The following is a 24,980-nucleotide window of genomic DNA, read 5'->3' on the forward strand; positions in this document are numbered from 1 at the left end:
AATAAATGCTTTAGAAACGAAGCGTTAGTCCCCCGTTGATGATGCGCGACTGCGGATAATACTGACCCGTTGCGTTATCAGCTTCCGGATCGAACGAACCAAGCCGGTTAACCAGTGTCAGGGCGTTCAGCGCATTGATGTAGAATCGCAGACTGTTTACACCGATTTTTTTACCAAACGTCTCTGGAATGGTGTATCCAACCTCGAAGTTTTTCAGACGAATGTAATCCGCCGACCGCAGCCAGTAGGTGTTACCACCCGAATAGTATTGATCACTACGGTTTGCAATGCGAGGATGTACACTGCTTGGATTATCGACAGTCCAGCGGTTTGTGTAGAACTCCTGCAGGTAGTTACCGATGTTACCCGATTCTCCCAGGCTGATATACTGCTGTGCTCCGGCAGCTCCCTGGAAGAGAACAGTTAAGTCGAAGTTTTTGTACGAAGCTGTAATGTTCATACCTCCCTGAAATAACGGCAGCTGGGTCCGGTTATTACGTACCTGATCATTCGGGGTTATTTTACCATCACCGTCATAATCTTTATACTTCATGTCGCCGGGACGTAACGTTTTCACGATAGCCGAGTAATCGAGTTTGTTGGCGTCAATATCAGCCTGCGTAGCAAATACGCCGTCGTACTGGTACGTAACGTACGAATTGATTGGCCGGCCTGTCGAACGCTGCCATTCCGGAGCACCGGGGGCCTCGTCCCAGAAAATGATCTTGTTCTGTGCGTAGCCACCATTAACACCTACGCTGTAGCGAACGGCACCGGCCTGACCGTTGTAGCTGATCTGACCGTCGAAACCGCTGTTCCGCACTTTACCGATGTTTTCCGGCGGCAGGGTCAGACCCGTTGTCCGGGGCACCGACGCGTTCCGTGGGTACAAAATCGACGTCCGCAGGTTATTGAAGTAATCGAATTCAAAGGCGATTTTACCGTTGAACAACTGACCTTCAATACCAATATCCGCATTGTTGGCCACTTCCCACGTAATGGTTGGGTTAGGAATACGGGCTTCCGACAGCGTTTGTTGCTGGGCGTTGTTAATGATATACGTATTGAACCCGTAGGTTGGCAGGTACTGATACGTTGCCAGGGTTGTCGTGCCAGGGAAATAGATCTGGTCGTTACCCAACTGACCCCACGATGCCCGTACCTTGAAGTAGTTCATAACAGGAACGGTATTTTTCCAGAAACCCTCTTCCGACACTACCCAGCCGGCCATTACGCCGGGGAAGAATCCGTAGCGGGTTGCCTCCGGGAAGATGTCCGATCCGTCATACCGACCCAGGAACTCGAACAGGTATTTGTCCTTATAGTTATAGGCAAGGCGGCTGAAGTAGTTCAGACGAGCCCGGTTAAAGGCACTACCACCGTTGTTTTGCTCCAGCGCACCACCCGCAAATAACTGGTCGATAGCGGGTGAGATGAAATACCGGCGATATGCATTAAAGTTGTCCCCCGTAATGGTTTCGCGGTTTACCCCTAGCAGTGCCGTGATACCGTGGTCGCCAAACTTGCGTTCGTACGTACCGATGGCACCCAGCAGGATGTTCAACTGCGTGTTATTACCCAGCGTCAGACGGGGCTCAGCTGGTCCGCGTTTGCTGGCGGTCAGGTTTGGATTACCGTTGGCATCAACACCCGTACCCCGCTCGTACAGCGTCCAGGGCGTCTCCCAGCGTCTGTTATTTTGGTTCAACTTATCAATGGCCGCCGTTGCCTGTATTTTCAGTCCGTCGACGCCAGGAATTTTGAAATCCACCTGACCATTCGTCTGAATATAATCCCGTTTGTCACGGTCATATCCGGTTGCGTTCGTCGTGATCACGACGGGGTTTTCACCATTCTCGATGTCCGGACCCGGCCGACCATCGGGCCAGAACGCAGGCTGGTTTGGCTTGCCCCGCATCTGCATCCGGAAGATAGCCCCTGCACCCCGTGTTGGGTAGTACCGGAACTCTTCCCGACCCAGAATACCTATTGCTACGTGCAGGTACTTGTTGATGTTCGCGTCGATGTTCAGGCGAAGATCATACTGCTTATAACCCGTGGCCGAGTTTTTGTAGAAAGCGTCCTGATTCTGGTAACCCAGCGAAGCCAGATATTTGAAGTCTTCGGTTCCTCCCGTCAATTGCAGGTTATGACGCGACTGGGGCGACCACGTTTTCAGCGTCGATTTATACCAGTCCGTGTTTGGGTGCCCCCAGGGATCCGATCCATCGTTGTATTTCTGAATATCCGCTGGCGAGTACGGAGCGGTTCGAACCTGTCCGGCGGCATCACCCGCGCTGGCAGGGCGCGTATACGCACCGTTCGTTCTGTATGCCTGAGTTGCTGCCGCCCATTCACCAACGGGCAATTCGTACACGCTCAGGTCATTGAGCATTTCGGCGTACTGAGCCGCGTTAGCCAGCTTGGGTACTATCGTTGGCTGTGCGATACCCTGGTTAAAGGAGTACGATAATTGCGGTTTGCCTGTTTTACCCCGTTTGGTCGTAATCAGGATTACGCCGTTAGCCGCCCGAGATCCATAAATAGCCGCCGATGCATCTTTCAGGACCGAGATGGTTTCGATATCGGCTGGGTTGATCCGGTCCAGACCACCCGCCCGGTCAGGGATACCATCCACTACGACCAGAGCGCTGTTATTACCCAGCGTGTTTGTACCCCGGATCCGGATAACCGAACCATCGTAACCCGGCTCACCACTGCGGTTTACCGCCGTTACGCCCGGCAGACGGCCCGCCAGCGAGTTCGACAGGTTCGTCGTTGGCGACTTCACCAGATCGGCCCCTTTAACGGCCACAACAGAACCCGTGATGGTTTCTTTCCGCTGCGTGCCATACCCCACGACGACAACTTCGTTCAGAGACTTCGTATCGGCCGCCATGTTAATGTTAATACTGGCCTTTCCATCAATCGGTACCTCCTGCGAAATGTAACCAATGTAAGAAAAGACCAGCGCCGTTGCCTTATTAGGCAAGTTTATCGAGTAACGCCCCTCTACGTCCGTTACCGCCCCAACCGTTGTGTTCTTCACCACAACGCTCACACCTGGTAACCCCTGTTGCTGATCGTCAACAACACGTCCTGAAATCTTGGACTGGGCAAAAACGGCTAATGTACATAACAGTAGTACGGCCGTTATACCAAAGCGGACGCCCGTAAAGCGTCTTGTTTTCCAAGAGGTCTGAGTTGCTGAAGAAGCACTGCCCCTGGTAAAGTTTGCTTGCATACACGTATCCTGATTATAAGATTAAACATAGGTTAAAGTGCACGCAAGTAGTTTTCTACTGACTCTTTTATAATTTATATTGACTTTATTCTAACCTACTGGCATTAAAAATGAGTTAATCGTCTGTTTTTACTTACTTATTTATACTCACAAAAAAGGCAACTATTTTGGTAGTCGCCTATCAATGCAGAATAGAGTTTTTTTATGAAATCCGTCCCCAGTTATTTTCGGTTTGCTTGATATTGTCGAGGTGATTCCGGATGGGTGCGTGCTGGGGCAGAACCAGTTCCGGATCTTGGGTCAGGATAGCCTGCGCCGACTCGCGGGCAGCGGCAAGTATAGCCCCATCTTTTGCCAGATCGGCAATCATCAGATCCATCACGCCACTTTGCTGCGTACCGCTCAGATCGCCGGGGCCGCGCAATTGTAAGTCCACGTCGGCGATCTCAAACCCGTTGTTTGTCCGGACCATCGTTTCCAGTCGGGTGCGGGTATCGGTGCTGAGCTTGTAGCCGGTCATCAAAACACAGTACGACTGGTCGGCTCCCCGACCGACGCGGCCCCGCAACTGGTGCAGCTGCGATAAGCCGAAGCGCTCGGCACTTTCGATTACCATGACGCTGGCGTTTGGTACGTTCACCCCGACCTCAATAACCGTCGTGGCGACCATGATCTGGGTTTCCCGTTTCAGGAATCGCTTCATCTCATCGTCTTTCTCGTACGGCAGCATTTTCCCGTGCAGCATTCCCACTTCGTAGTTAGGCCGGGGGAACGCCCGCTGGATGCTCTCGAAGCCATCCATCAAATCTTTGTAGTCCAGTTTCTCGGATTCTTCAATCAGCGGATACACGACGTAGACCTGCCGGCCCAATTCAAGCTGCTGCCGCATAAAGCCAAACACTTCAGATCGGTGCTTGTCGTATTTATGAACCGTTTTGATCGGTTTCCGGCCTTTGGGCAATTCGTCGATGATCGATACGTCCAGGTTGCCGTAGAGTGTCATGGCCAGCGTTCGGGGAATGGGCGTGGCAGTCATGACCAGAATATGGGGCGGAACGGTTTCGTTCTTGCGCCAGAGTTTGGCCCGCTGTGCTACCCCGAAGCGGTGCTGCTCGTCAATGATACACAGCCCCAAATTTTTGTACTGTACCGCATCTTCCAGCAGCGCGTGCGTCCCGACCAGAATGTGCATTTTTCCCTCCTGCAATTCCTGGTGCAGCACAACCCGGCGCTTCTTGTTTGTCGACCCCGTCAGAATACCGATGTTCAGACCCATCGCGTCAGCGAATGGTTTCAGCCCGTTGTAATGCTGATCGGCCAGGATTTCGGTGGGTGCCATAATACAGGCCTGCGCCCCACTGCCAATAGCCATCAGGCAGGCGATGAACGCTACAATGGTTTTCCCGCTACCCACGTCACCCTGCAAAAGCCGGTTCATTTGTTTGCCGGTCAGGAAATCGGCGTAAATCTCTTTAATAACTTTCTGCTGGGCACCGGTCAACTCAAAGGGAAGCAGCTCATTGTAAAAGTGCTTCATCAGCGACGTATCCCGGAAAATCTGCCCCGGAAACTCTTCTTTCTGAATCAGCTTATTTTTAATCAGCCGTAATTGGTTGTAAAACAGCTCTTCAAACTTTAGCCGTCGCTGCGCCTGCTTCAGCCACCCCTGATGCTGGGGCAGGTGAATGTTCCACATAGCATCCCGCTTGCTGATCAGCCGGTACTGCTGAATGAGGGCGTCGGGCAGCGTTTCGCGGATGTGCGGCCATGATAGTTCGAGCAGGCCGCGCATGGCTTTTCCAATCGCCTTGCTGTCCAGATACCGTTTACGGAGTTTATCGGTGAGGTTATAAACGGGAAAGAAGCCCGCTTCTGTTTCAGAAGCCGTTGCGGTATTTTCCAGCTCGGGGTGAATAATGCTGAAATGTCCGTTGAATGACTGCGGTTTTCCGTAGACCACGTACTCGCCATCCCGCCGGAGTGTTTTTTCGATGAACGTAATGCCCTGAAACCAGACCAGACTCATTGAGCCGGTTCCGTCGGAGAACGTAGCTACCAGTCGCTTCTTACCGCCTTCGCCCTCCAGCGTCCAGTCACGCAATCGCCCCCGTACCTGCGCCGACGGCATCGAATCCATTAACTCACTAATGGTATAGAAACGGGTTCGGTCGTCGTACCGAAATGGGTAATACTGAATCAGATCGCCGTAGGTGAACAGATTCAGTTCTTTATTGAGCAGCTCGGTCCGTTGCGGTCCGAGCCCTTTGAGGTAGCTGAGTGGGGTATCAAAAAAAGTGGTACGTTCGGTCATGGCAGACCCGGCAAATTCCGGTTTGCAGGCGGGATTTGATCAAATTTACGCATTTCCACCAAAACCGAAAAAAGGCATAGGCGGTGTTTCCGTTAATCGCGTTGCGGTAATGCAATTAACGGAAACACCAGATCAATAATCGTCCCGGCGAGATCCCCCCAGACCAAAAGCCACTCCACCGTACACATCCAGACCACGGGGTCTGATGCCGTTCGAGCTGGTCCCAACCAGGCCCAGAAAGTTATCGGTCCCCAGCCAGGCTGGTCCCACCCGCAGCGATGCACCAGCGGTCAGGCCCCGGTTTAGGTACGAAATGGGTAGGGCAAAGCTCAGCCAGCGTTTGTCGTAACGGGGTGTTATGGCAAACAGCGTGGGCTGATGAACGCTGGTAGCCTCATCCGACCGCATATCGCGCAGGTAGGTTACGCTGATACCAGCGCCGTCGGGTAATTGATAATCGGCGGTCAGGTTTAGCGAAGTGGGCAGCCCCGCCCAAAAACGGGTATCATCTGGCGTCCGGTTCGCATTAAACTTGGTCTGAATGACGTTCAGCAGATCACTCGCGCTGTTGATCCGATCAAAGTCGCTGCTGCGGAAAATGATCGGATTTGTCTGCACCCTGTTGACGTACTCATATTGTTCACCTTTGTACGTTAATCCCCCAATATCGGTCACAGCCGCTCCCAGCCGCCAAGCCGGACTGTCGCTATCGTACTGACTGACAAACGTCAGACCGACATCCAGCCCGACACCCTTCCCCGGCGCCGATGGGTTCAACAGCGTACCCAATCCCAATCCCCGGTTCTGCAGGTAGGTCGTGTACCCCAGCGTAGCATTGAAGCGATTAACTTCCAGCAAAGCGCTATTGGGGTTATCTGGGTCGGCCACGACCTGATAGTCAAGGCCCCGGTTGATGAGGTGCTGTGCGTTATACCCAAGCAATACCTTCGCCGTAGCTCCGAGCAGAAGCTTGCTTGCCTCGCCTTCAAACAGCGCTCCAGCATACGTAACACCGATTTCGGAATACGTATTGGCATTAACTCCAAACCCGTTGTTCCGATTTGGAATTCCGTATATCGCCCCGTCGTTCAGACTAGACCGAATAGCCGACAGAAGCTCCTGGGAGGCATTGGTTACCTGGGCTATGGCGCGGAATCGGGTCGTTATGGCAAAGGCCGAGCTTTCCCCAACTCGTTTCAGGATGGCCGGCCCGCGCACTTCGCCGGATAACGTACCGTTTTTGGGGGCTCCGTCCAGATTTTCCCGCGTGTAGTTGGTTGAAAAGTCCAGCGCCCCGTTGGGTTTGCGATACTGGGGAGGAACGCTGCCGGTGATGAGTTGAAACAGTGAGAACGGCGCCTGGTAACGAACATAGTTGTTATCAAGGTGTCCGTTTACCGTTCCGATATTGAAATAAATCTCACTGGGCGAATCGGCAGCCAGCGCCGGGTTAATGTAGAGTCGGTTCGTTCCCCCGTAGCGGCTGGTTGAGATGCCCAGCATATTCTGGGCCAGAGCGGCCGTTGTTGTCAGGAACATCGTTCCCAGCAGCAGCGAATACTTCATGAATACGTTTGTTAACACCATTCTGTTTTCGTTATTACGTGTTGTTGGCAACGTAGTTATGGTTCATCCGAAAACAGAGGTGTGTATAGTGAATGGTTATATTTTAACAAAGAAACATCATTTAACGCTGTGTGTTTGCAGTTGCTGCGGAATTCCGCCTGAAACGCCCTGGCAAATCAACTATGTCTAAATGCAAAACAGCCCACTGCCGGTCGACCGGCAGTGGGCTGTTTTATACACTAGTTACGTTGTTCAGCGCTGTTTTACACGCCCTCGGCTTCTACCAGTTTCACTTCAGGAACCAGGCGGGTCAGCAGGTTTTCGATGCCCGCTTTCAGCGTCAGCGTCGACGATGGGCAACCGCTGCACGATCCCTGCAGAAGCACTTTTACCGTACCGCTGGGTTCATCGAAGGAATAGAAGCTGATGGCGCCCCCGTCGGATTCAACCGCGGGCCGGATATACTGATCCAGTACCGCTTTGATCTTCTGTACTGTTTCAGAGTCCATATCCAGCTTCACGCTGTTAGCGTCCATGGTCTTCTGGGCAAACACGGGCTTCTGTTCGCCAAAATATTCTTTCAGGAAGAACTTGAGTTCGAAGAGAACTTCATCCCAATCGGTTTCGTCATTCTTCGTAATGGTAATGAAATTACCGGCAATGAAGACCCGCTGCACAAAATCGAAGCCGAACAGGGCGACCGCTAGGGGCGATTCTTTTCCCGTAACGAGCGCATCGGACGGAGCGGCATAGTCGAAGGAAAGTCCGGCCGGAACCAGTTCAAAGTTAATGACGAACTTCATCGAGTTCGGATTGGGGCTGCCTTCGGTAAATATAGAAACAGGGCGATTCAGCGTGGGATTCATCGGGATAAGGTTTTGATTGATCCGTACGGGGCTAACAGCATCAATCTTTTTTTAGTTTGATGGCGGGAGGAGAAGAAAGAGAAGAGACGTGAGAGATAAGACATAAGAGAAAAGACATAAGACACAAGACCGAAGGGCTGAAAACAGATAGCGGTCTCACCCAGCTACGTCTTTTGTCTTTCTTCTCACGTCTTACGTCTCATATCTTTTGTCTTATATCTCATATCTTTTGTCTTATATCTCACATCTTCCCTCTTCGTTTTCCCCACAAAAAAACCCGACTGACGAATCAGCCGGGTTTTGTATTGATTTGTTACGTAGCGCTTAGGCAGCTGCCGTTTCAACGGGGGCTGCTTCAACTGCCGAAGGACCAGCAGGAACGATATCTACGTATGAGCGGCTCGCGCGGCCCGGACGGAATTTTACCGTACCGTCAACCAGTGCGAACAGCGTGAAATCTTTACCCAGACCGACGTTTTTGCCGGGGTGGTGTTTCGTACCGCGCTGACGAACAATGATGTTACCGGCAATAGCCGATTCACCGCCGAACAGTTTTACACCCAGACGTTTGCTGTGCGAATCACGACCGTTTTTGGAACTACCTACACCTTTCTTGTGTGCCATTTCTTTAAAGAAGTTTTACAGTTGTATAGTCGTCAGGTTGCGTGGTTAATTGTAGCCAGGGGAGGCTTTTTAACTAGGCAACTTTATAACTTTTCAACTCATTTACAGAGTAATGTCTTCGATCAGGACTTTGGTCAGGTATTGACGGTGTCCGTTTTTCTTTTTGTATCCTTTCCGGCGTTTTTTCTTGAAGACGATAACTTTTTCGCCTTTCAGATGCTCGACGATTTTAGCGGATACCGTAACACCAGCTACGGTTGGCGCACCAACGGTGATGCTGCCTTCGTTGTCAACAAGGAGAATTTTCACCTTGTCGGAGGCAAGTGCAGCGTCCACGTCGCCCTCTAACCGGTGGGTATAGATAGAACGACCCTTCTGGATCTTGAATTGCTGCCCTGCGATCTCTACGATTGCGTACATGATTTGTGTATGAAATTGAAAATTAGGGTGCAAAGGTACGGGCAGATCAATAAAAAAGCAATGCTTAACGGGAGCAAATCCTGACGTTTTTACCCTAAAAGGGCAGTTTTCGCGAGGTCTGTACCAGATTTGACGTACACTTGGCAATAATTTTACCATCAGCGGCTACCAGACGACCTTCGCAATGGATCAGATTGCGTCCCGCCCGGATCACTTCGGCCGTGGCCGTCAGCACATCGCCCGGTTTGGCTGCGTGCAGAAAATCGACGTTCAGGTTAACGGTTGTATAGCCAAATTCGCGGCCCAGCGTGAACACGGTTCCACCAATCAGATCGTCCAGAATGGCGCTGGACATCCCACCGTGCAGCCCGCCTACGACGTTGGTCAGGTCTTCACGTATTGTATATTCGGCCACCATCCGTCCGTGGTCAACGCTCAGCAGAACACCATTCAGAAAGCGTCCTACCGGCGACCAGCTTTCAGTCATGGTACGGCCAATCTGCGACCGCAGGTAATCGATACGGCTATTAATCAGGTTCTCCATAAGCCGTAAAAATAGAACGAAACCAAGCTAATCGGTCATTCTACGCGATTAATTGTGGACTTTCTTGGGGGGTTTATCGGACTTGTGCTACTTTTGGGCGTTTTTTAACACGCCTATTCGATTAGACCGAATGAATTATACGCTTACGCAAATTCCCGATCGCGATGCAAAACCCCGTCAGAACGGGTTGACCATGGTCATGGACAAGGGAATGAGCCTGCGTGAAGTAGAAGACTTTTTATCGACTTCTGCCGACCACGCGGACATCATTAAACTAGGGTGGGCCACTTCGTTTGTTACTCCCAACCTGAAAGAAAAAATTGAGCTTTATCAGCGCGCAAATCTGCCGGTTTATTTCGGCGGTACGTTGTTTGAAGCCTTCGTTGTGCGCAAGCAGTTTGACGATTACCGGCGGCTGCTGGACAAGTACCAGTTGCAGCACGCCGAGGTATCGGATGGATCGCTGGAAATGCACCAAGACGACAAGTGCGAGTACATCCGGCAACTGGCCACCCAGGTGACGGTCCTTTCGGAAGTAGGCTCGAAAGATGAAGCCAAGATCATCCCGCCTTACAAGTGGATTCAGCTGATGAAAGCTGAACTGCAGGCCGGTGCCTGGAAAGTAATCGGCGAAGCCCGCGAAGGGGGAACGGTTGGTCTGTTCCGGTCGAGCGGTGAGGTCCGGCAGGGCCTGGTCGAGGAAATCCTGACGCAGATTCCCGTCGACAAAATCATCTGGGAAGCACCCCAGAAAGAGCAGCAGGTCTGGTTCGTTAAACTGCTGGGAGCCAATGCCAACCTGGGTAACATTGCACCGCACGAAGTTATTCCGCTGGAAACGATCCGGCTGGGCTTACGTGGTGATACCTTCTCGCTTTTCCTCGACAACTAATTTTTCATGGATCTTCTGAAGTCGTTACTCGATTTTCTGCTGCACCTCGATAAGTACCTCGACGTGTGGGCGAATGAATACGGTATACTGCTGTATGCGATTCTGTTCCTGATCGTATTCACCGAAACGGGACTTATCGTTATGCCACTGCTCCCCGGCGATTCGCTGCTGTTTGCCGCTGGTGCACTGGCCGCCCGCGACACCAATGACCTCAGCGTGGGCGTTATCATTCCGCTGCTGATTGTAGCGGCTCTGCTGGGCGACAACGTGAATTACCTCGTCGGAAAAACGCTGGGGAATCAGATTAAAATGCGGGAACGAATTCTGTTCTTCAAACGCGAGTACATTTCTGAAACCGAGAAATTTTACGGTAAATACGGCGGACGGACGGTAATCATCGCCCGGTTTATTCCGATTGTCCGGACCATTGCTCCGTTCGTTGCGGGTGCGGGTAGTATGAACTATGGTACCTATATTAAGTTCTGCATCATGGGGGCTATTCTATGGGTAACGAGTATCTCGCTGCTGGGTTACTTCTTCGGTAACTTCCCCATCGTGCAGAAGAATTTCGAGTTGGTTGTTTTCGGCATTGTAGGGTTATCCATTCTGCCAATTATCATTGAGTTCATCAAGAAAAAGTCCCGCTAGATTGTAAAAAGTCTACCGCTTCAACAAGTCAGCACTACGTCGCCAGGTTACGCCAAACGACGTAGTGCTTTTTTCTGTCTCTACAGGACGTTTATCTTTTCGCAGCCATGACACGGTACGGTCTGATTGGTTTTCCGCTTACGCATTCGTTCTCGCAGCGGTATTTTACCGAAAAATTTAACCGGGAAGGCATCCCCGACAGTCGGTATGACCTCTTCGAGATGGCCGACGTAACAGCGTCGCTCCCCGAGTTGTTGCAAACGCCTGGTCTGCGGGGCCTGAACGTAACGATTCCGCACAAACAGGCCGTTTTTCCGTATCTCGACCGTCTGGACGCTTCAGCCGAGAAGGTTGGCGCAGTAAACGTGATCAGGCTCGAAGCAGATGGCTCCCGGACGGGTTATAATTCGGATTATTACGGCTTCCGCCAATCGCTGGAAGACTGGATAATGACCCTTAACCGCCCCGTTGCCGGCTTACACGCATTGGTTCTTGGCACAGGGGGCGCTTCCAAAGCCGTCCTTGCCGCCTTGCAGGATCTGAACGTGTCGTACCAGATTGTTTCCCGCACAAAGTCCGACATGACTGTTACGTACGAAGAAGTTGGTAGTTTGATTAACGATCATCAGCTGATCATTAACTGCTCGCCCGTTGGCACGTATCCGCACATCGACGAAGCGCCTGCCCTACCCTATGAGCAACTGACAGCCAAACACCTGTTGTATGATCTGGTGTACAATCCGGCCGAGACGCGGTTCATGAAACGAGGTTTGGAACAGGGAGCCGCCGTTCATAACGGGCTGCGGATGCTGGAGCTACAGGCCGAAAAAGCCTGGTCGATCTGGCAGGAGTAACATTTCACCCAGTTTTCGCTTTATAATCAGAACGTAATTACTCCTTATGCCGCTTACCGTTTTCGCTACCATCATTGCCAAACCTAGCCACGAAGAAGAACTCCGCAACGGGCTTTACAACCTCGTCATGAAAGTGCGGGATGAAGATGCCTGTCTGCTGTATGAGCTGTACGAAAGTGCTGAGCACCCCACGCATTTCATTATGCACGAAATCTGGACGGATGAAGCGGGCTTGCAGGCGCACGATCAGATGCCGCATCTCATTGAGTTCGTCGAAAAATCCCGCCCCTGGCTGGCCACTCCTGTTGTCCTGACCAAACAACAAACGGAAGTCGCCGACTAAGGCAGGCAAATTTCGGACATCCGGTCGTCGTCCATTACGAATACGTTGAAATCAACCCGACCTTTGATGCCTTTTACCCAGCCGTTCTGATTGTGCTGCCAGAGATATAGTTTGTCATCATCGTAGGCCCGTAGGTGCTTTGTCGAATAATCGGCAATCCAGAGCGGAAACTCGTCCAGGTGCCCTTTGATGTAACGCTGGTACAGGTTCCGGTTGGTGTAGATGATCGGGCGAACGTTATAATGGTCCTCCACCGTTTCGAGCCACAGTCGAAGCCCATTGATAACCGTCTCGTCTGACTGGCCATTGATCACCTCGAAATCGACAACGGGCGCAAAATCACCGGTTTCCAGCGTTACATGGTTGATAAAATTATTGGCCTGCCTGAGCGGATCGCGGGTGGGGTGATAAAAGTGATAGGCCCCCCGGCGCAGTTCCGATTTCTTCGCTTCCCGCCAGTTTTTCTTATAGTGTTTATCAAACATAGTGGCTCCTTCGGTTGCTTTGATAAACACAAACTGCAGTCGTACGCCATCGGCCCGCAACTGGCGTACCTGCTTCCAGTCGATCCGGTCGTTGTGCCGCGACACGTCGATGCCATGAATACCGTACCGCATGGGCAGGTTGATGCCAAAGGCTTTGACGAAGCGCCAGTCCATGTTGTCGTGTTTCCAGGAGCGAACGACCCAGATCCCGAAGAGGAACAGCAACACCAGCGAAATCCAGAGACCGTATCGCCGAAAAATGAACGTAATTAAAACACGGAATCGCATGCTGGTGGGTTAGTATCAACCCCAAAAGTACGTAATAAAAAAGCCCGTTGCTGATGGGCAACGGGCTGGGTATTCAGAACCAATACGCTTAATCGTGACCTTCCAGTTTTACCAGCTTGTTATACAAGCCTAGCAACAGGAATGGAGCAGCCCATTGGCCTACGAATAAACTGCGATCTCTATCGCCTTTGTATTGCAGAAACAGAGATACGGCCATCGATCCTAGGGCCGACCATAAAAACAGGTCAGAAGGAAGTTTGGCGGTTTGCTCTTCAATGGCGGTTGCTACTGGCCCTTCTTTGTGCTCCGGGTTAAAATCTTTCTTAGCCATAACGTTGGTTGTTTAGTCTTCGAAGCTGTTAACTCGGGAATTGAGCGTAAGGTTTTAACGAATTGCCTTACTTGTTAGGTTGCGGTGTCGTGCGCAGATACGGCTTTACAAACGTTACGCCCTTTGGAAATTTACCTTCCAGCTGATCATTGGTAACTGCTGGCGTAACGATCACATCATCGCCATCTTTCCAATCAGCAGGCGTTGCTACCTGATAGTCAGCCGTTAGCTGCAGCGAATCAATTACCCGCAGCAGTTCATTGAAATTCCGGCCCGTCGAAGCGGGATACGTCAGCGTCAGTTTAATTTTTTTATCGGGTCCGATCACGAACACCGACCGGACCGTTGCCTTCTCGCTGGCGTTGGGGTGGATCATGTCGTATAATGTGGCTACGTTCCGATCGGCATCGGCAATGATGGGAAAGTTAACTTCAGTTCCCGTCACGTCTTTAATATCGGGCGTCCAGCGGTTGTGCGACTCCAGATCATCTACCGACACGGCAATCACTTTTACGTTCCGCTTGCCGAATTCATCCTTCAGCAGCGCCGTACGGCCCAGTTCGGTAGTGCAAACGGGCGTAAAATCGGCTGGGTGCGAAAATAGCATACCCCATGAATTGCCTAACCATTCGTGAAATTGGATGTGTCCCTGGGTAGTATCGGCCTCAAAATCAGGGGCAATGTCTCCTAAGCGAAGTGACATAACTGAGATTGTTTAATTAGCTAATTCACTCTATATACTTTATAGAGAATTGTAAAACTTGAAAACCGGCCTCAACGCCGGTTTTCTGGGCAAACGTAGAAAATAATCCTGGAGTTCGCAATGAAGAGTATAGACAGGAAGAATGTGGACAGCAGACAGGATTAACATGAATTGCTGATAAGACATCATGTTAATCCTGTCTATAACCTTTAAATCAGCTTGTCCTCAACCGCCATACGAACGAGTTCGGCGGCATTGCGTACCTGTAACCGGCGCATCATGTTGGCCCGGTGGTTGTCAACTGTCCGAACGCTCAACTGGAGTTTTTCGGCGATTTCGCGGCTGCTCATCCCATCCACCAGGAACTGAAGAATTTCCTTTTCTTTGTTCGACAGTTTTGACTGGCGCTCGCTCCGGTTGTTTTTATCGCCTTTTTTGAGCTGCTGCATGTAGCCGCTCAGAATAATCGAGGCAACTGGTGAGCTGTAATATTTTTCACCTGAGGCAATGGTCCGGATGGCTTTGATCATTTCATCGGACGACGAATCTTTCAGAATGTAGCCATACGCGCCCGCTTCGACCGAACGAAGAATATAATCTTCATTATTATGCATCGACAGCATCAGTACCCGAACGTTTTTGTACAGGCGGCTTACGACCTGCGTCGTCTGAATCCCCGACATACCGGGCAGGGAAATATCCATCAGGATCAGGTCGGGCAACGTACCGTCTGCCTGATGGGCTTTCAATTTATCAAGCGCTTCTTCGCCATCATTGGCTTCGTCGATAATTTCCAGACTATCAGCTTGTTCCAGCAGGAGTCGAATACCGTCGCGTACGATGGAGTGATCGTCGACGAGCATCAGTTTTGTTAACGTCATAACTAGTTAGAATGCAGTTAATAGGGGATTTTCACCTGAATCCGGGTGCCTTTTCCGGGAGTTGAACTTAGTTTAAATTTAGCATTGAGGAGTTTGGCCCGCTCCTGCATATTGTGTAAACCCTGCGACGGGGGCCGTTGTATTTTTTTGCCACTCTTCTGATCGTTCGTTTTGGGAACACTCTTTACCAACCCTTTCCGGGAATTTCGGGCAAACTCGAATCCCCGGCCATCGTCAGTAATTTCCAGGCAAAGAAATTTTTCCTCGTCCATCAGCTCGATGTGAATATGCGACGGTTCGGCGTGTCGTACTGCATTACTAACGGCCTCCTGCGTCACCCGGTATAACATGATTTCGATGTTTTTGTCTAAACGTTCCTGATTACCTGTCAAGTTTGTTTTAAACGTAACATCTATTGTGTCACTCCGGTCATTTTCGGCCAGCATTTTTATCGCTGGAATAACCCCGAAATCGCTCAGCACGCTTGGCATCAGGTCATTCGAGATAGTCCGGGTTTCCTGAATAGTCTGCGTTACCAGATTTTTGAGTGTATTCAGGTTTTTACTGTAAGCGCCTTCACTTCTCAGTTCAGGGGGCGTATTACGCACAATATTCGCTTCCAGCCCTTCAATCTGCAGTTTAATGGCCGTCAGCATCTGCCCTAACCCATCGTGCAGTTCACGGGACAGCCGCTTTCGTTCTTCTTCCTGGCCGGCAATCAGATACGAAGTTCGCAGTTTCTGATCGTCCATTTCCTGACGGTGTTGAATCCGGGTGGCTTCAAACAATTGTTGCCGGGTTTCCTTCAGTGACTTGTTGGCGCTGAGCAGCTTGCGGTTAGCCGCAGTTGTCTGGTTTTGGGCTTCCACCAGTTGAGCGAACGTTTCTCTGAGCCGACGTGCCGCTGGCCGAAAAATAAGCAGTCCGATGCCGATCAGCACCACGATCGTAAACACAAACAGGTAAAATTCGACGTATTGCAGAGCCGCCAGCTTGGCCCGTAGTCCACCGGTATATTCGCGAACGATCGCGTCAATCTCCTCCAGAAATGGTTTTTCGTTTGAGAGCAGCAACTTGATACTGGCCTGAACATCGGGCTCATCTACCTCGGCCTGATTCTGCAACGCCATCAGGCGATTGGCACTTTTCCGGTACGCGTCGAACTCCGGCCTAATCTCGTCGTACAGCTTCTGTACCTTCCGCGAGTTCTCAACTGTCACCTGTTTATCGTACACCTTGCCTTCGCGCCCCTGAAGATGGTACTTCTCGAAGGCAGGAAAAACCTGACGAAGCTCGGCAACCGTCATATTGAACCGGCTGCTTTCGTTGGGATCGCCCAGTTGCAGCGCCAGCTTGGCGATTTGCTGGCTCTGGTGACGTTGTAGGGCAGCGTAGCGAATTACCCACAGCTCGTCCTGGGCCGCCCGTAGCCGCCATTGCGTAACACCCTGCCCAATGGTGAGCAGAATAGTCAGGCTGACAAGGAGCGTCAGATATAAACGAGTGAACCGAACGGGAATTGCTGCGCCGTCGTTTACGTTATCGGTAAGTAAGTCAGACACGATTCGCCAAGTGACAACAAAATGAATCGGTAAAAGTAATATTTTTTGTAGTTTTACCTGAGTTTCATCCCCGATTAGTGAACCACATGAACCGTATTCTCATCGCCCTACTCGCTGTTTCGCTGGCCTCACTGGCTTTCCGTCCAGCGCTTCCACTCGTCAACTCTGCTAAAACAGCTACATTGGCTAAAGCGCCAGTTGCTGCCGAGCCGGTCAAACTATCGTGGGAAACCCTGCGGGACGTTACGTTCAAAAAGAAATGGTACGCGGAAGAATCGGTGTATATGCTGTATCCAACCTTTGGCCCCAACATCCAGAAGCTGAACGGTAAATCGGTTGAGCTAACGGGTTATGTTCTGCCGGTCGACCTGGAGTCGAACCTGTACGTGCTGTCGGCCTTCCCCTATAGTGCCTGCTTCTTCTGCGGGGGTGCTGGTCCGGAGTCGGTTGTGTCGCTGAAATTTAAGAAGTCGGACAAGAAATTTAAGACCGACGAGCGCCGTACGTTCCGCGGCACGCTCAAACTTAATGCCGATAACATCTACGAACTGAATTACATCCTGGCCGACGCCGAAATGGTAGCGCAGTAAGCAATAAATCGCTTTTTCGATTGCATAAAGAAAGCCTGACGGGTCGACCCGTCAGGCTTTCTTTATGCAATCGAATCTATATCAACTTCATATAGCCCAACGGCCTGATTTTTGCCTGTGACTAGCGAGCGGTGTACTACCGTTTTATCCAATCGTCACGTGTAAAAGGAAGGCATGCATTATTTCTATAGAATTAGCGGGAGTTTCAATCGGCGATCTCTGTTTCTGACAGGTATTGCCCTGAAATTCGCGCTCGTTTTATTGTTGAGTTTCGTAATAAATACGATTTCGTTCGGGCAGGAGTTGGAGATAGCTCGTGGAAGTTTTGTGGGCTCTCCACAGGGACCATCGGCGACAGCCCCACAAGCGTTGACACTACTACAAAATACAACGGGAACAACGTTTGTACCTTTTACACCTCCTATTTCGGTTTCGGCAAGTTTTTCTAATCAACAATACACAGGTATTACAGGGGGAGGTCCTGGAACAGGGTTAACATTTGGGAATGGCGCTAATGGAAGTGCTAAAACTGCTACTAGCGATGATATTTATTCGTTGATGAATTCGATTGGCGGAGGGCAAAATGGAAATTTCACATCCAATCCAAACGGCACCTCAGGAACTGGCATCGACGTTAACACTAATTATGCCTTTGACATTTTAACAACTGTAGAAGGACTCCCTTCCAATGCTTCAGCAAGTGGACGATTTTATTTTGGTGATATAACCCTTACTTTTAACAGGCCTGTCAATGACCCTGTTATTCATCTGGTAGGCTTAGGAGCAGCTAACGTAACGAACACTCTTAATATATTTAATGTAATTGTAGGTACTGCTACCCTTGGTTTTTCAACAGAATTTGAACTAGCAACAACGGGGGTAACATTGACTAGCCTATCTGGATCAACTGAATTTACGATTGTCTCTTCAGGAAGCTCTTATACTATCGCTAACCAGGCTAGCAATATTTCAGGAGATTGTGGCTCTGGCGCAGCATGTGGTAGTTTTCGGGTAAATGGGTCCAATTTAACGGCAATAACTTTCAGAGTTTATTTACGAGGAGACGGGGGATCCCGTTCCAGTATTCTTGCCCCCACGCCAACTTATACTAGCACAAATAGGTATACTGGAGACAAATGGTTGCTTGGAGTTTCTTTACGCCCACCGTCCACGTTGTCTGGTACCATTTTCAATGATGCCAACGGCTTAACGAATAACGTTATCAGTGGCACAGCCACTAACGCCAATTCAACGCTTTACGCTAATTTGGTAAACAGCAGCAACAACGTCGTTGCCGTATCGACAATACCTACTTCAGGAACGTATGCATTCTCGGGAATATGGGAAGGCAACTATTCCGTTGTACTTAGTACAACGGCCGGCACTGTGGGAAATACTGCCCCCGCAGCTTCTTTACCCAGCAACTGGGTCAATATTGGCGAGGGAATCGGGGCAACAAGTGCAGGGGATGGGACACCCAATGGCGTAGTTTCGGTTGTCGTCAGTGGTACAGGTACGACAAACGACGTAGCTAATATAAACTTTGGCATCGATCGACGACCCAGTTCGGCCTCGGCCACCGTCACCCTGGCCAGTCAAATTAATCCCGGCGGCACCACCACTGTGCCCATCGCCACCACCGCCTTCGCCGGCTCCGACCCCGAGGACGGGATCTACACAGCAGGCCTGACGGGACGACAGGTCGCCCTAAGCCCGGCCACCAACGGGACGCTCTATTACAACGGCACGGCGGTTACCGTTACCACCATTATCACCAGCTTCACCTCCACCCTGGTCACCCTCGACCCCAACGACGGGGCCATCACCGCCAGCTTTGCCTACACCATCTACGACAACGCCCTGGTTTCAGCCCCATCGGCCACCACCGTCAATGTACCATTCACGACATTATCCATTAGCGGAACGATCTTCGACGACGCCAACGGCCTGACCGATAACGTCATCAGCGGCACGGCTACCAACGCTGGAGGAGGGCTCTACGTCCTTGTCAGCAACGCGGCTAATAACACGGTCGTTACGTCGACCCTGGTTCCCGCTACGGGTGTCTACAGCCTGACCGGGCTCTACCCGGCCAGCTACAGCGTCCGCCTGAGCACCACCTCGGTGGCCGTGGGCGCACCCGCCCCAGCGGTGAGTCTGCCCACCAACTGGACCAGCATCGGGGAGGGCACCGCTACCGCGGGTGACGGCACCCCCAACGGCATCACGTCTGTTACGCTCACTACTACCAGCGCAGCGGGCGTCAACTTCGGTATTGACCAGCGGCCTATCTCGGTGTCCGCTGTCACCTTAGCCAGCCAACCCAACCCCGGCGGTACCGCTACCGTCCCCATCGCTACCACCGCCTTCGCCGGCTCTGATCCAGAAGATGGGACGTATCCAGCAGGCCTGACGGGACGACAGGTTGCCCTGAGCCCGGCCACCAACGGGACGCTCTATTACAACGGCACGGCGGTTACCGTTACCACCATTATTACCAGCTTCACCTCCACCCTGGTTACCCTCGACCCCAATGACGGGGCTATCACCGCCAGTTTTGCCTACACCATCTACGACAACGCCCTGGTCTCGGCACCAAGCGCCACCACCGTCAACCTGCCCTTTACGCTCTTGACCATTAGTGGAACGATCTTCAATGATGCCAACGGCCTGACGGATGGGGTCATCAGCGGCACGGCCACCAACGCCGGGGGACCGCTTTACGTCATTGTCAGCAATGCTGCCAACAACAATGTGGTGGCTTCTACACTGGTGCCAGCCACAGGTGTCTATAGTTTAACGGGGCTTTACCCGGCCAGCTATAGTGTTCGCTTGAGCACCACCTCGGTAGCCGTTGGTGCCACCGCCCCAGCGGTGAGCCTACCCGCCAACTTCACCAGCATTGGGGAAGGGATCGCGGCTGCGGGCGACGGCACTCCCAACGGCATCACCTCCGTCACCCTGACGACCGCCAACGTGACGGGGGTCAACTTCGGGCTGGATCAACTTCCCGTCCCGACCAGTACAACGCTTGCTACACAGGTAAATCCGGGGGGCAACAATGGGATTAGCATCGCTCCTTCCAGCTTTACTGGCACTGACGCTGACGGAACCATTACGTCAATTCGGTACACCGCCTTTCCCGCTAACGTAACCAGCCTGACCATTGGAACCGCAGTGTACACTGCGGCCAGTTTTCCGGCAGGTGGAGTTACGGCAGCGACGGGCACGGCTCTTCGCATTGATCCCATTGACGGAGCGGTAACCGCTACAATTCCTTTCAGCGTTATTGATAACGCGGGTAAAGAAAGTACAACGTCTGGCTCAGTCTCTGTCCCCTTCACCCTATTGACCATTAGCGGGACGATCTTCGATGATGCCAACGGCCTGACGGACGGGGTCATCAGCGGCACGGCCACCAACGCCGGGGGATCGCTCTACGTCATTGTCAGCAATGCCGCCAGCAACACCGTAGTCACCTCGACTTTAGTCCCAGCCACGGGTGTCTATAGTTTGACCGGGCTCTATCCCGCTAGTTATAACCTCAGCCTGAGCACCACCTCAGTGGCCGTGGGCGCACCCGCCCCAGCGGTGAGTCTGCCCGCCAACTTCACCAGCATCGGGGAAGGAATCGCCACCGCCGGAGACGGCACTCCCAACGGCATCACCTCCGTCACCCTGACGACCGCCAACGTAACGGGGGTCAACTTCGGGCTGGATCAACTGCCCGTCCCGACCAGTGTTACGCTAGCAGCGCAGGCGAATCCGGGGGGAACAAACTCGATTATCGTTCCATCAACGATTCCGAACGGCACCGATGCGGATGGTATCGTCAGTCGAGTTCTTTATACTGCGTTCCCGGCAAACGCTACGTCGATTTCAATCGGAGGAACCGTTTATACAGCGGCAACTTTCCCACCAGCGGGAGTAACGGTAACAGTCGGCACGACGCTTTTGGTTGATCCGGTTGATGGGTTAGTAACCGTCTCAGTTCCATTCCGGGTGATTGACAACGCGCTTCAACCCAGCCTGGCAATTGGTTTGATCACCATTCCCTTTACCTGTCCAACTCCGCTCTGTCCAGTGGTAACCGGGCAGAGAATTAATCGCATTTAGCCTGATTCCGGACTATTTTATCCTAGTTTTCAGACCATCTGCTTAATTATTTAAAATAACTGGCATTTTTCGTGAAATACATTTGGAAAATCCTTCGCTTTAGGCGTCCTTCGCTTAAATTTTAACAAGCAATGCAAACAGGAACAGTAAAATTCTTTAATGAAACCAAAGGGTTTGGCTTCATTAAACCTGATGAAGGCGGTGAAGATATCTTCGTCCACGCTTCTGGCCTCATCGATCAAATCCGCGAGAACGACAAAGTTAAATTCAATGTTGAGCGCGGCAGAAAAGGCTTAAACGCCGTAAACGTCGAACTGGCTTAATCGTAAGATATACCAAGACACCCGTTGTAAAAAACATGCCATCTGGCATGTTTTTTTTTGCCCTGTCGGTTTCCGCTGGCATTTTTGCGGTCTGATTGTTTATCCGATTGCATGACCCAACTAAGTGACCAACGCTCCCTGGCCGAGCGCATTGCCGCCCTTACAGCCCAGCCGTCGAAATCGGTTGCCGCCGTTCTCGAGCTACTGGACAATGGAGCAACCATTCCCTTTATTGCCCGCTATCGCAAAGAAGCAACGGGTCAGTTAGACGAAGTGCAGATTGCCCTGATTCGTGATGCAGGCCAGAAGTTACAGGAACTGGACAAACGCCGGCTCGCAATTCTGAAATCGGTTGACGAACAGGGTAAATTAACGCCCACCCTGCAGCAAAAAATCAATGCTGCCGATTCGCTGACTGAACTCGAAGATATTTATCTCCCTTATCGGCAGAAACGAAAAACCCGGGCCAGTGTAGCTATCGAACGTGGTCTTGAGCCACTCGCTACGTTGATTCTGGGGCAGCGCGAAACCAACCTTGACCGGGTTGCTCAACGCTATCTGACCGAGGCCGTGCCAACCGTAGCTGATGCGCTGCAGGGAGCCCGCGACATTCTGGCCGAGCGCATCAGCGAAGACGCCGATGCGCGTCAGCGCATCCGTAACCTGTTCGACCGGGAAGCAATCATCCGCTCTACGGTGAAAAAAGGAAAGGAAACGGACGGGGTTAAATTCAAAGACTATTTCGATTTTGCCGAACCGCTCCGCCGGGTTCCCTCCCACCGCCTGCTGGCACTCCGCCGGGGCGAAGCCGAAGGTTTTTTGAACGTTAGTATCGGCCCTGATGAAGAGGCTGCCCTCGAGCGGCTGGAACGCCAGTTCGTGCAGCCGCGCTTTGACCGGGCAACGGCGGATTCGCGGGAGCAGCTTTCGCTGGCAATCAAAGACGGCTATAAACGACTTCTGAAGCCCTCGCTCGAAACCGAATTCAGCAATGTATCAAAAGTAAAAGCCGATGCATCGGCCATCGGTGTTTTTGCCGACAACCTGCGTCAGCTACTGCTTAGTCCACCACTGGGACAGCAGCGGGTGTTAGCGATTGATCCGGGTTATCGTACTGGGTGTAAAACCGTTTGTCTGGACGCGCAGGGCAATCTACTGACCGACACCGTTCTGTATCTGTTTCAGTCCGACAGCCAGAAGCAGCAGGCATCCCAGACGGTTCAGAAGCTAATGGCCCAGTATCAGATTGATGCGATCGCTATTGGTAACGGAACAGCCGGTCGGGAAACTGAAGAGTTTATCCAGAGTCTGAATCTCGAAAAGCCTATTTTCATGGTCAGCGAGCAGGGCGCGTCGGTATACTCGGCCTCCGACGTAGCGCGCGAAGAATTTCCGGACCGGGACGTAACAGTCCGGGGGGCGGTCAGCATTGGCAGGCGGCTGATGGACCCACTGGCTGAACTTGTTAAAATTGACCCCAAATCAATCGGTGTTGGGCAGTACCAGCATGACGTTGATCAGGGAGATCTGAAAAACAGCCTGGATACGATTGTCGAAAGCTGCGTGAACCAGGTTGGCGTGTCGCTCAATACCGCCAGCGCTTATCTGCTGCGTTACGTTTCGGGCCTCGGTCCACAATTAGCGGGTAATATTGTTGCTTACCGGGCTCAAAACGGCGCATTTACGTCCCGGGATCAGCTCAGAAAAGTACCTCGTCTGGGTGCCAAGGCGTTTGAGCAATGTGCCGGTTTCCTACGAATTGAAGGCGGTAAACATCCACTGGATAATAGCGCCGTTCACCCCGAGCGGTATGCTTTAGTGGAGAAGATGGCTTCGGATGTAGGCAGCACGATCAACGACCTGATTCGGAAGCCGGAAGTACGCAAACAGATTCAGTTGAATCGTTACGTATCCGACGCAACGGGCCTGCCGACACTACGCGATATTCTGGCCGAACTGGAGAAACCCGGCCGCGACCCCCGCGAGCAGTTATCCGTATTTGAATATGACAGCCGCGTCCGCAGCGTCGATGATCTGCACGAAGGTATGGTCCTGCCGGGCGTAGTGACCAATATCACGGCTTTCGGTGCGTTTGTTGATATTGGTGTTAAACAGGACGGACTGGTTCACGTCTCCCAGATGGCCAATCACTACGTATCCGACCCCAAGACCGTCGTGACCGTGCACCAGAAAGTAAGAGTTAAGGTGCTGGAGGTGGACAAAGCCCGCAAACGGGTTGCGTTGTCGATGAAAATTTAATAGGTTGCATCACTGGTTGAATGATCGTGGTATCATTCAACCAGTGATCTACTTTTCTTTTGCTTCCTTTATGCCTACACAACAAGATCGGACCTTACGTCTGCCTGTTCTGCTGAGCGCATGTTTTCTTCTGTTACTGACCTCCTGTGAGGTACTCCGTTCTTCCGGCCCCTCACATTCTGTCAGCCGACGTACTGCCGTGTCAAAAGACGTGGCCCGAAAAGGCAACCTGAGCAAAAAACCAAGTCGGCCGCCTGCCCTGCCTAATAAACCATCTGGCCGACGTGTTGATACAAAGACATACGAAGATCAGTACGTTCCCGAAGTGGTCAAGATTGCCCGTACGTACACGGGTACCCCTTATCGGCTGGGGGGTAACACAACCGACGGCATCGACTGCTCGGGGCTGGTCTACGCCGTTTTTAATACGGTTGGGCTGCGGATGCCCCGTATTTCCTGGCAGCAGTCGGAAGTAGGCCGGGAAGTGGAAGTCAACGAGATCCTACCGGGCGACCTGATTTTCTTCGTACCAGACAAAGGCCAGGCGGGTTACGTTTCGCACACGGGTATTGTCACCGAAGTAAAGGGAGACGAGAACATACGATTTATTCACGCATCGTCGTCGCGGGGCGTTCGGGAAGACAATTTGTATTCCGACTATTTCAAGGGCCGGTTTGTTAAGGCGCTGCGTCCGTTCTGACCAAGCGGCTACATCAATTTCAGGGGTTCTGTAAGCGCAGGATCAGCATAGTCGAATCGGTCATCAGCCGATAGCCCTTGCTCTGCTCTTTGACCAAATACCTGTCCTTATTAATACGAAGACTCTCTCCTTTGTCGCCTTCGATAGCCCACTTGAACGTACTGTCGGTCGACAACATGCCTACCTGTGCATGTTTCGTACCAACGCCATTTTCGCCGAAACTGTAAATGGTTTTAGTTAGCTGAAATCGTGCCCTATCGGCACTGTCCAGACCGCGGGTAGAATCTACGTTATAAGTAGCTTCGAACTGCTTGTTTTCCAGATCCAGATCACGGATACCGGTCGTACAGCCCGTTACCAGTATAGTTATTCCTATCACCAGGATTTTTTTCATCGCTCCTTTGTTATCAATCTGATACCATCGTTTCTA

The 24,980-nt window shown here is 51.8% G+C and carries 22 protein-coding genes; 9 read left to right on the forward strand and 13 right to left on the reverse strand.

The window, feature by feature from the left end:
- Positions 1-10 precede the first annotated feature (10 nt).
- The 7 genes from HU175_RS17035 to HU175_RS17065 form a co-directional block, all read right to left on the reverse strand.
- Positions 11-3,244, reverse strand: a complete 3,234-nt coding sequence (locus tag HU175_RS17035) for a SusC/RagA family TonB-linked outer membrane protein (RefSeq protein WP_176567730.1) — start codon at positions 3,242-3,244, stop codon at positions 11-13.
- A gap of 202 nt (positions 3,245-3,446) precedes the next feature.
- Positions 3,447-5,555, reverse strand: coding sequence for an ATP-dependent DNA helicase RecG (gene recG / locus HU175_RS17040; RefSeq protein WP_176567731.1), 2,109 nt, complete (start codon positions 5,553-5,555; stop codon positions 3,447-3,449).
- 132 nt (positions 5,556-5,687) lie between these two features.
- Complete coding sequence (locus HU175_RS17045) at positions 5,688-7,121, reverse strand: DUF5723 family protein (protein ID WP_176567732.1); 1,434 nt, start codon at positions 7,119-7,121, stop codon at positions 5,688-5,690.
- Positions 7,122-7,384: 263 nt separating this feature from the next.
- A complete protein-coding gene (locus HU175_RS17050; protein WP_176567733.1) occupies positions 7,385-7,987 on the reverse strand; it encodes a NifU family protein in 603 nt (200 codons plus the stop codon).
- 324 nt (positions 7,988-8,311) lie between these two features.
- The gene (rpmA, locus tag HU175_RS17055; RefSeq protein ID WP_176567734.1) at positions 8,312-8,611 is read right to left on the reverse strand and encodes a 50S ribosomal protein L27; all 300 of its coding nucleotides are present in this window, start codon (positions 8,609-8,611) and stop codon (positions 8,312-8,314) included.
- Positions 8,612-8,713: 102 nt separating this feature from the next.
- Complete coding sequence (rplU, locus tag HU175_RS17060; RefSeq protein WP_176567735.1) at positions 8,714-9,031, reverse strand: 50S ribosomal protein L21; 318 nt, start codon at positions 9,029-9,031, stop codon at positions 8,714-8,716.
- Between the two features lie 94 nt (positions 9,032-9,125).
- Entirely contained in the window at positions 9,126-9,575 is a 450-nt protein-coding gene (locus HU175_RS17065) for a PaaI family thioesterase (protein WP_176567736.1), read from the reverse strand.
- A gap of 130 nt (positions 9,576-9,705) precedes the next feature.
- On the opposite strand from HU175_RS17065, the gene HU175_RS17070 reads away from it, so the two are divergent.
- The 4 genes from HU175_RS17070 (at position 9,706) to HU175_RS17085 (ending at position 12,312) form a co-directional block, all read left to right on the forward strand.
- The gene (locus tag HU175_RS17070) at positions 9,706-10,467 is read left to right on the forward strand and encodes a phosphosulfolactate synthase (RefSeq protein WP_176567737.1); all 762 of its coding nucleotides are present in this window, start codon (positions 9,706-9,708) and stop codon (positions 10,465-10,467) included.
- A gap of 6 nt (positions 10,468-10,473) precedes the next feature.
- Positions 10,474-11,115 carry a DedA family protein gene (locus tag HU175_RS17075; protein ID WP_176567738.1) on the forward strand — a complete coding sequence of 214 codons (642 nt, stop codon included), beginning with the start codon at positions 10,474-10,476 and terminating at the stop codon, positions 11,113-11,115.
- A gap of 107 nt (positions 11,116-11,222) precedes the next feature.
- Positions 11,223-11,969: a shikimate dehydrogenase family protein gene (locus tag HU175_RS17080; RefSeq protein WP_176567739.1), complete on the forward strand. Its 747-nt coding sequence runs from the start codon at positions 11,223-11,225 to the stop codon at positions 11,967-11,969.
- 46 nt (positions 11,970-12,015) lie between these two features.
- Positions 12,016-12,312, forward strand: coding sequence for a putative quinol monooxygenase (locus HU175_RS17085; protein ID WP_176567740.1), 297 nt, complete (start codon positions 12,016-12,018; stop codon positions 12,310-12,312).
- Here the strand turns inward: HU175_RS17085 and HU175_RS17090 are convergent.
- The 5 genes from HU175_RS17090 to HU175_RS17110 all read right to left on the reverse strand — a co-directional run bounded on the left by HU175_RS17090 (position 12,309) and on the right by HU175_RS17110 (position 16,562).
- Complete coding sequence (locus tag HU175_RS17090; RefSeq protein ID WP_176567741.1) at positions 12,309-13,085, reverse strand: glycoside hydrolase family 25 protein; 777 nt, start codon at positions 13,083-13,085, stop codon at positions 12,309-12,311. The genes HU175_RS17085 and HU175_RS17090 overlap by 4 nt on opposite strands.
- 88 nt (positions 13,086-13,173) lie before the next feature.
- The gene (locus HU175_RS17095; protein ID WP_176567742.1) at positions 13,174-13,416 is read right to left on the reverse strand and encodes a hypothetical protein; all 243 of its coding nucleotides are present in this window, start codon (positions 13,414-13,416) and stop codon (positions 13,174-13,176) included.
- 67 nt (positions 13,417-13,483) lie between these two features.
- Positions 13,484-14,119, reverse strand: coding sequence for a peroxiredoxin (locus HU175_RS17100; protein ID WP_176567743.1), 636 nt, complete (start codon positions 14,117-14,119; stop codon positions 13,484-13,486).
- A 209-nt stretch (positions 14,120-14,328) separates the two neighbouring features.
- Positions 14,329-14,982: a response regulator transcription factor gene (locus HU175_RS17105; RefSeq protein WP_176569256.1), complete on the reverse strand. Its 654-nt coding sequence runs from the start codon at positions 14,980-14,982 to the stop codon at positions 14,329-14,331.
- A gap of 35 nt (positions 14,983-15,017) precedes the next feature.
- Complete coding sequence (locus tag HU175_RS17110) at positions 15,018-16,562, reverse strand: sensor histidine kinase (protein WP_176567744.1); 1,545 nt, start codon at positions 16,560-16,562, stop codon at positions 15,018-15,020.
- 86 nt (positions 16,563-16,648) lie between these two features.
- On the opposite strand from HU175_RS17110, the gene HU175_RS17115 reads away from it, so the two are divergent.
- The 5 genes from HU175_RS17115 (at position 16,649) to HU175_RS17135 (ending at position 24,550) form a co-directional block, all read left to right on the forward strand.
- Positions 16,649-17,152 carry a DUF3299 domain-containing protein gene (locus tag HU175_RS17115; protein WP_176567745.1) on the forward strand — a complete coding sequence of 168 codons (504 nt, stop codon included), beginning with the start codon at positions 16,649-16,651 and terminating at the stop codon, positions 17,150-17,152.
- Positions 17,153-18,325: 1,173 nt separating this feature from the next.
- Positions 18,326-21,268 carry a beta strand repeat-containing protein gene (locus HU175_RS17120; RefSeq protein WP_176567746.1) on the forward strand — a complete coding sequence of 981 codons (2,943 nt, stop codon included), beginning with the start codon at positions 18,326-18,328 and terminating at the stop codon, positions 21,266-21,268.
- Positions 21,269-21,399: 131 nt separating this feature from the next.
- A complete protein-coding gene (locus HU175_RS17125) occupies positions 21,400-21,591 on the forward strand; it encodes a cold-shock protein (protein ID WP_176567747.1) in 192 nt (63 codons plus the stop codon).
- Positions 21,592-21,702: 111 nt separating this feature from the next.
- Positions 21,703-23,850, forward strand: a complete 2,148-nt coding sequence (locus tag HU175_RS17130; protein WP_176567748.1) for a Tex family protein — start codon at positions 21,703-21,705, stop codon at positions 23,848-23,850.
- A 199-nt stretch (positions 23,851-24,049) separates the two neighbouring features.
- Positions 24,050-24,550 (forward strand): C40 family peptidase, encoded by a 501-nt coding sequence (locus HU175_RS17135; RefSeq protein ID WP_228724190.1) that lies wholly within the window; start codon positions 24,050-24,052, stop codon positions 24,548-24,550.
- A 19-nt stretch (positions 24,551-24,569) separates the two neighbouring features.
- On the opposite strand, the gene HU175_RS17140 is transcribed toward HU175_RS17135, so the two are convergent.
- On the reverse strand, positions 24,570-24,944 hold the full coding sequence (locus tag HU175_RS17140; RefSeq protein WP_176567749.1) for a hypothetical protein: 375 nt from the start codon (positions 24,942-24,944) through the stop codon (positions 24,570-24,572).
- Positions 24,945-24,980: the final 36 nt, after the last annotated feature.

Source organism: Spirosoma sp. KUDC1026 (assembly GCF_013375035.1).
Classification (GTDB): Bacteria; Bacteroidota; Bacteroidia; order Cytophagales; family Spirosomataceae; genus Spirosoma.

Coding starts and splice junctions, on each gene's coding strand:
- HU175_RS17035 (WP_176567730.1), bottom strand. CDS start 3,244: ATGCAAGCAAACTTTACCAGGGGCAGTGCTTCTTCAGCAACTCAGACC.
- recG (WP_176567731.1), bottom strand. CDS start 5,555: ATGACCGAACGTACCACTTTTTTTGATACCCCACTCAGCTACCTCAAA.
- HU175_RS17045 (WP_176567732.1), bottom strand. CDS start 7,121: ATGAAGTATTCGCTGCTGCTGGGAACGATGTTCCTGACAACAACGGCC.
- HU175_RS17050 (WP_176567733.1), bottom strand. CDS start 7,987: ATGAATCCCACGCTGAATCGCCCTGTTTCTATATTTACCGAAGGCAGC.
- rpmA (WP_176567734.1), bottom strand. CDS start 8,611: ATGGCACACAAGAAAGGTGTAGGTAGTTCCAAAAACGGTCGTGATTCG.
- rplU (WP_176567735.1), bottom strand. CDS start 9,031: ATGTACGCAATCGTAGAGATCGCAGGGCAGCAATTCAAGATCCAGAAG.
- HU175_RS17065 (WP_176567736.1), bottom strand. CDS start 9,575: ATGGAGAACCTGATTAATAGCCGTATCGATTACCTGCGGTCGCAGATT.
- HU175_RS17070 (WP_176567737.1), top strand. CDS start 9,706: ATGAATTATACGCTTACGCAAATTCCCGATCGCGATGCAAAACCCCGT.
- HU175_RS17075 (WP_176567738.1), top strand. CDS start 10,474: ATGGATCTTCTGAAGTCGTTACTCGATTTTCTGCTGCACCTCGATAAG.
- HU175_RS17080 (WP_176567739.1), top strand. CDS start 11,223: ATGACACGGTACGGTCTGATTGGTTTTCCGCTTACGCATTCGTTCTCG.
- HU175_RS17085 (WP_176567740.1), top strand. CDS start 12,016: ATGCCGCTTACCGTTTTCGCTACCATCATTGCCAAACCTAGCCACGAA.
- HU175_RS17090 (WP_176567741.1), bottom strand. CDS start 13,085: ATGCGATTCCGTGTTTTAATTACGTTCATTTTTCGGCGATACGGTCTC.
- HU175_RS17095 (WP_176567742.1), bottom strand. CDS start 13,416: ATGGCTAAGAAAGATTTTAACCCGGAGCACAAAGAAGGGCCAGTAGCA.
- HU175_RS17100 (WP_176567743.1), bottom strand. CDS start 14,119: ATGTCACTTCGCTTAGGAGACATTGCCCCTGATTTTGAGGCCGATACT.
- HU175_RS17105 (WP_176569256.1), bottom strand. CDS start 14,982: ATGCTCGTCGACGATCACTCCATCGTACGCGACGGTATTCGACTCCTG.
- HU175_RS17115 (WP_176567745.1), top strand. CDS start 16,649: ATGAACCGTATTCTCATCGCCCTACTCGCTGTTTCGCTGGCCTCACTG.
- HU175_RS17125 (WP_176567747.1), top strand. CDS start 21,400: ATGCAAACAGGAACAGTAAAATTCTTTAATGAAACCAAAGGGTTTGGC.
- HU175_RS17130 (WP_176567748.1), top strand. CDS start 21,703: ATGACCCAACTAAGTGACCAACGCTCCCTGGCCGAGCGCATTGCCGCC.
- HU175_RS17140 (WP_176567749.1), bottom strand. CDS start 24,944: ATGAAAAAAATCCTGGTGATAGGAATAACTATACTGGTAACGGGCTGT.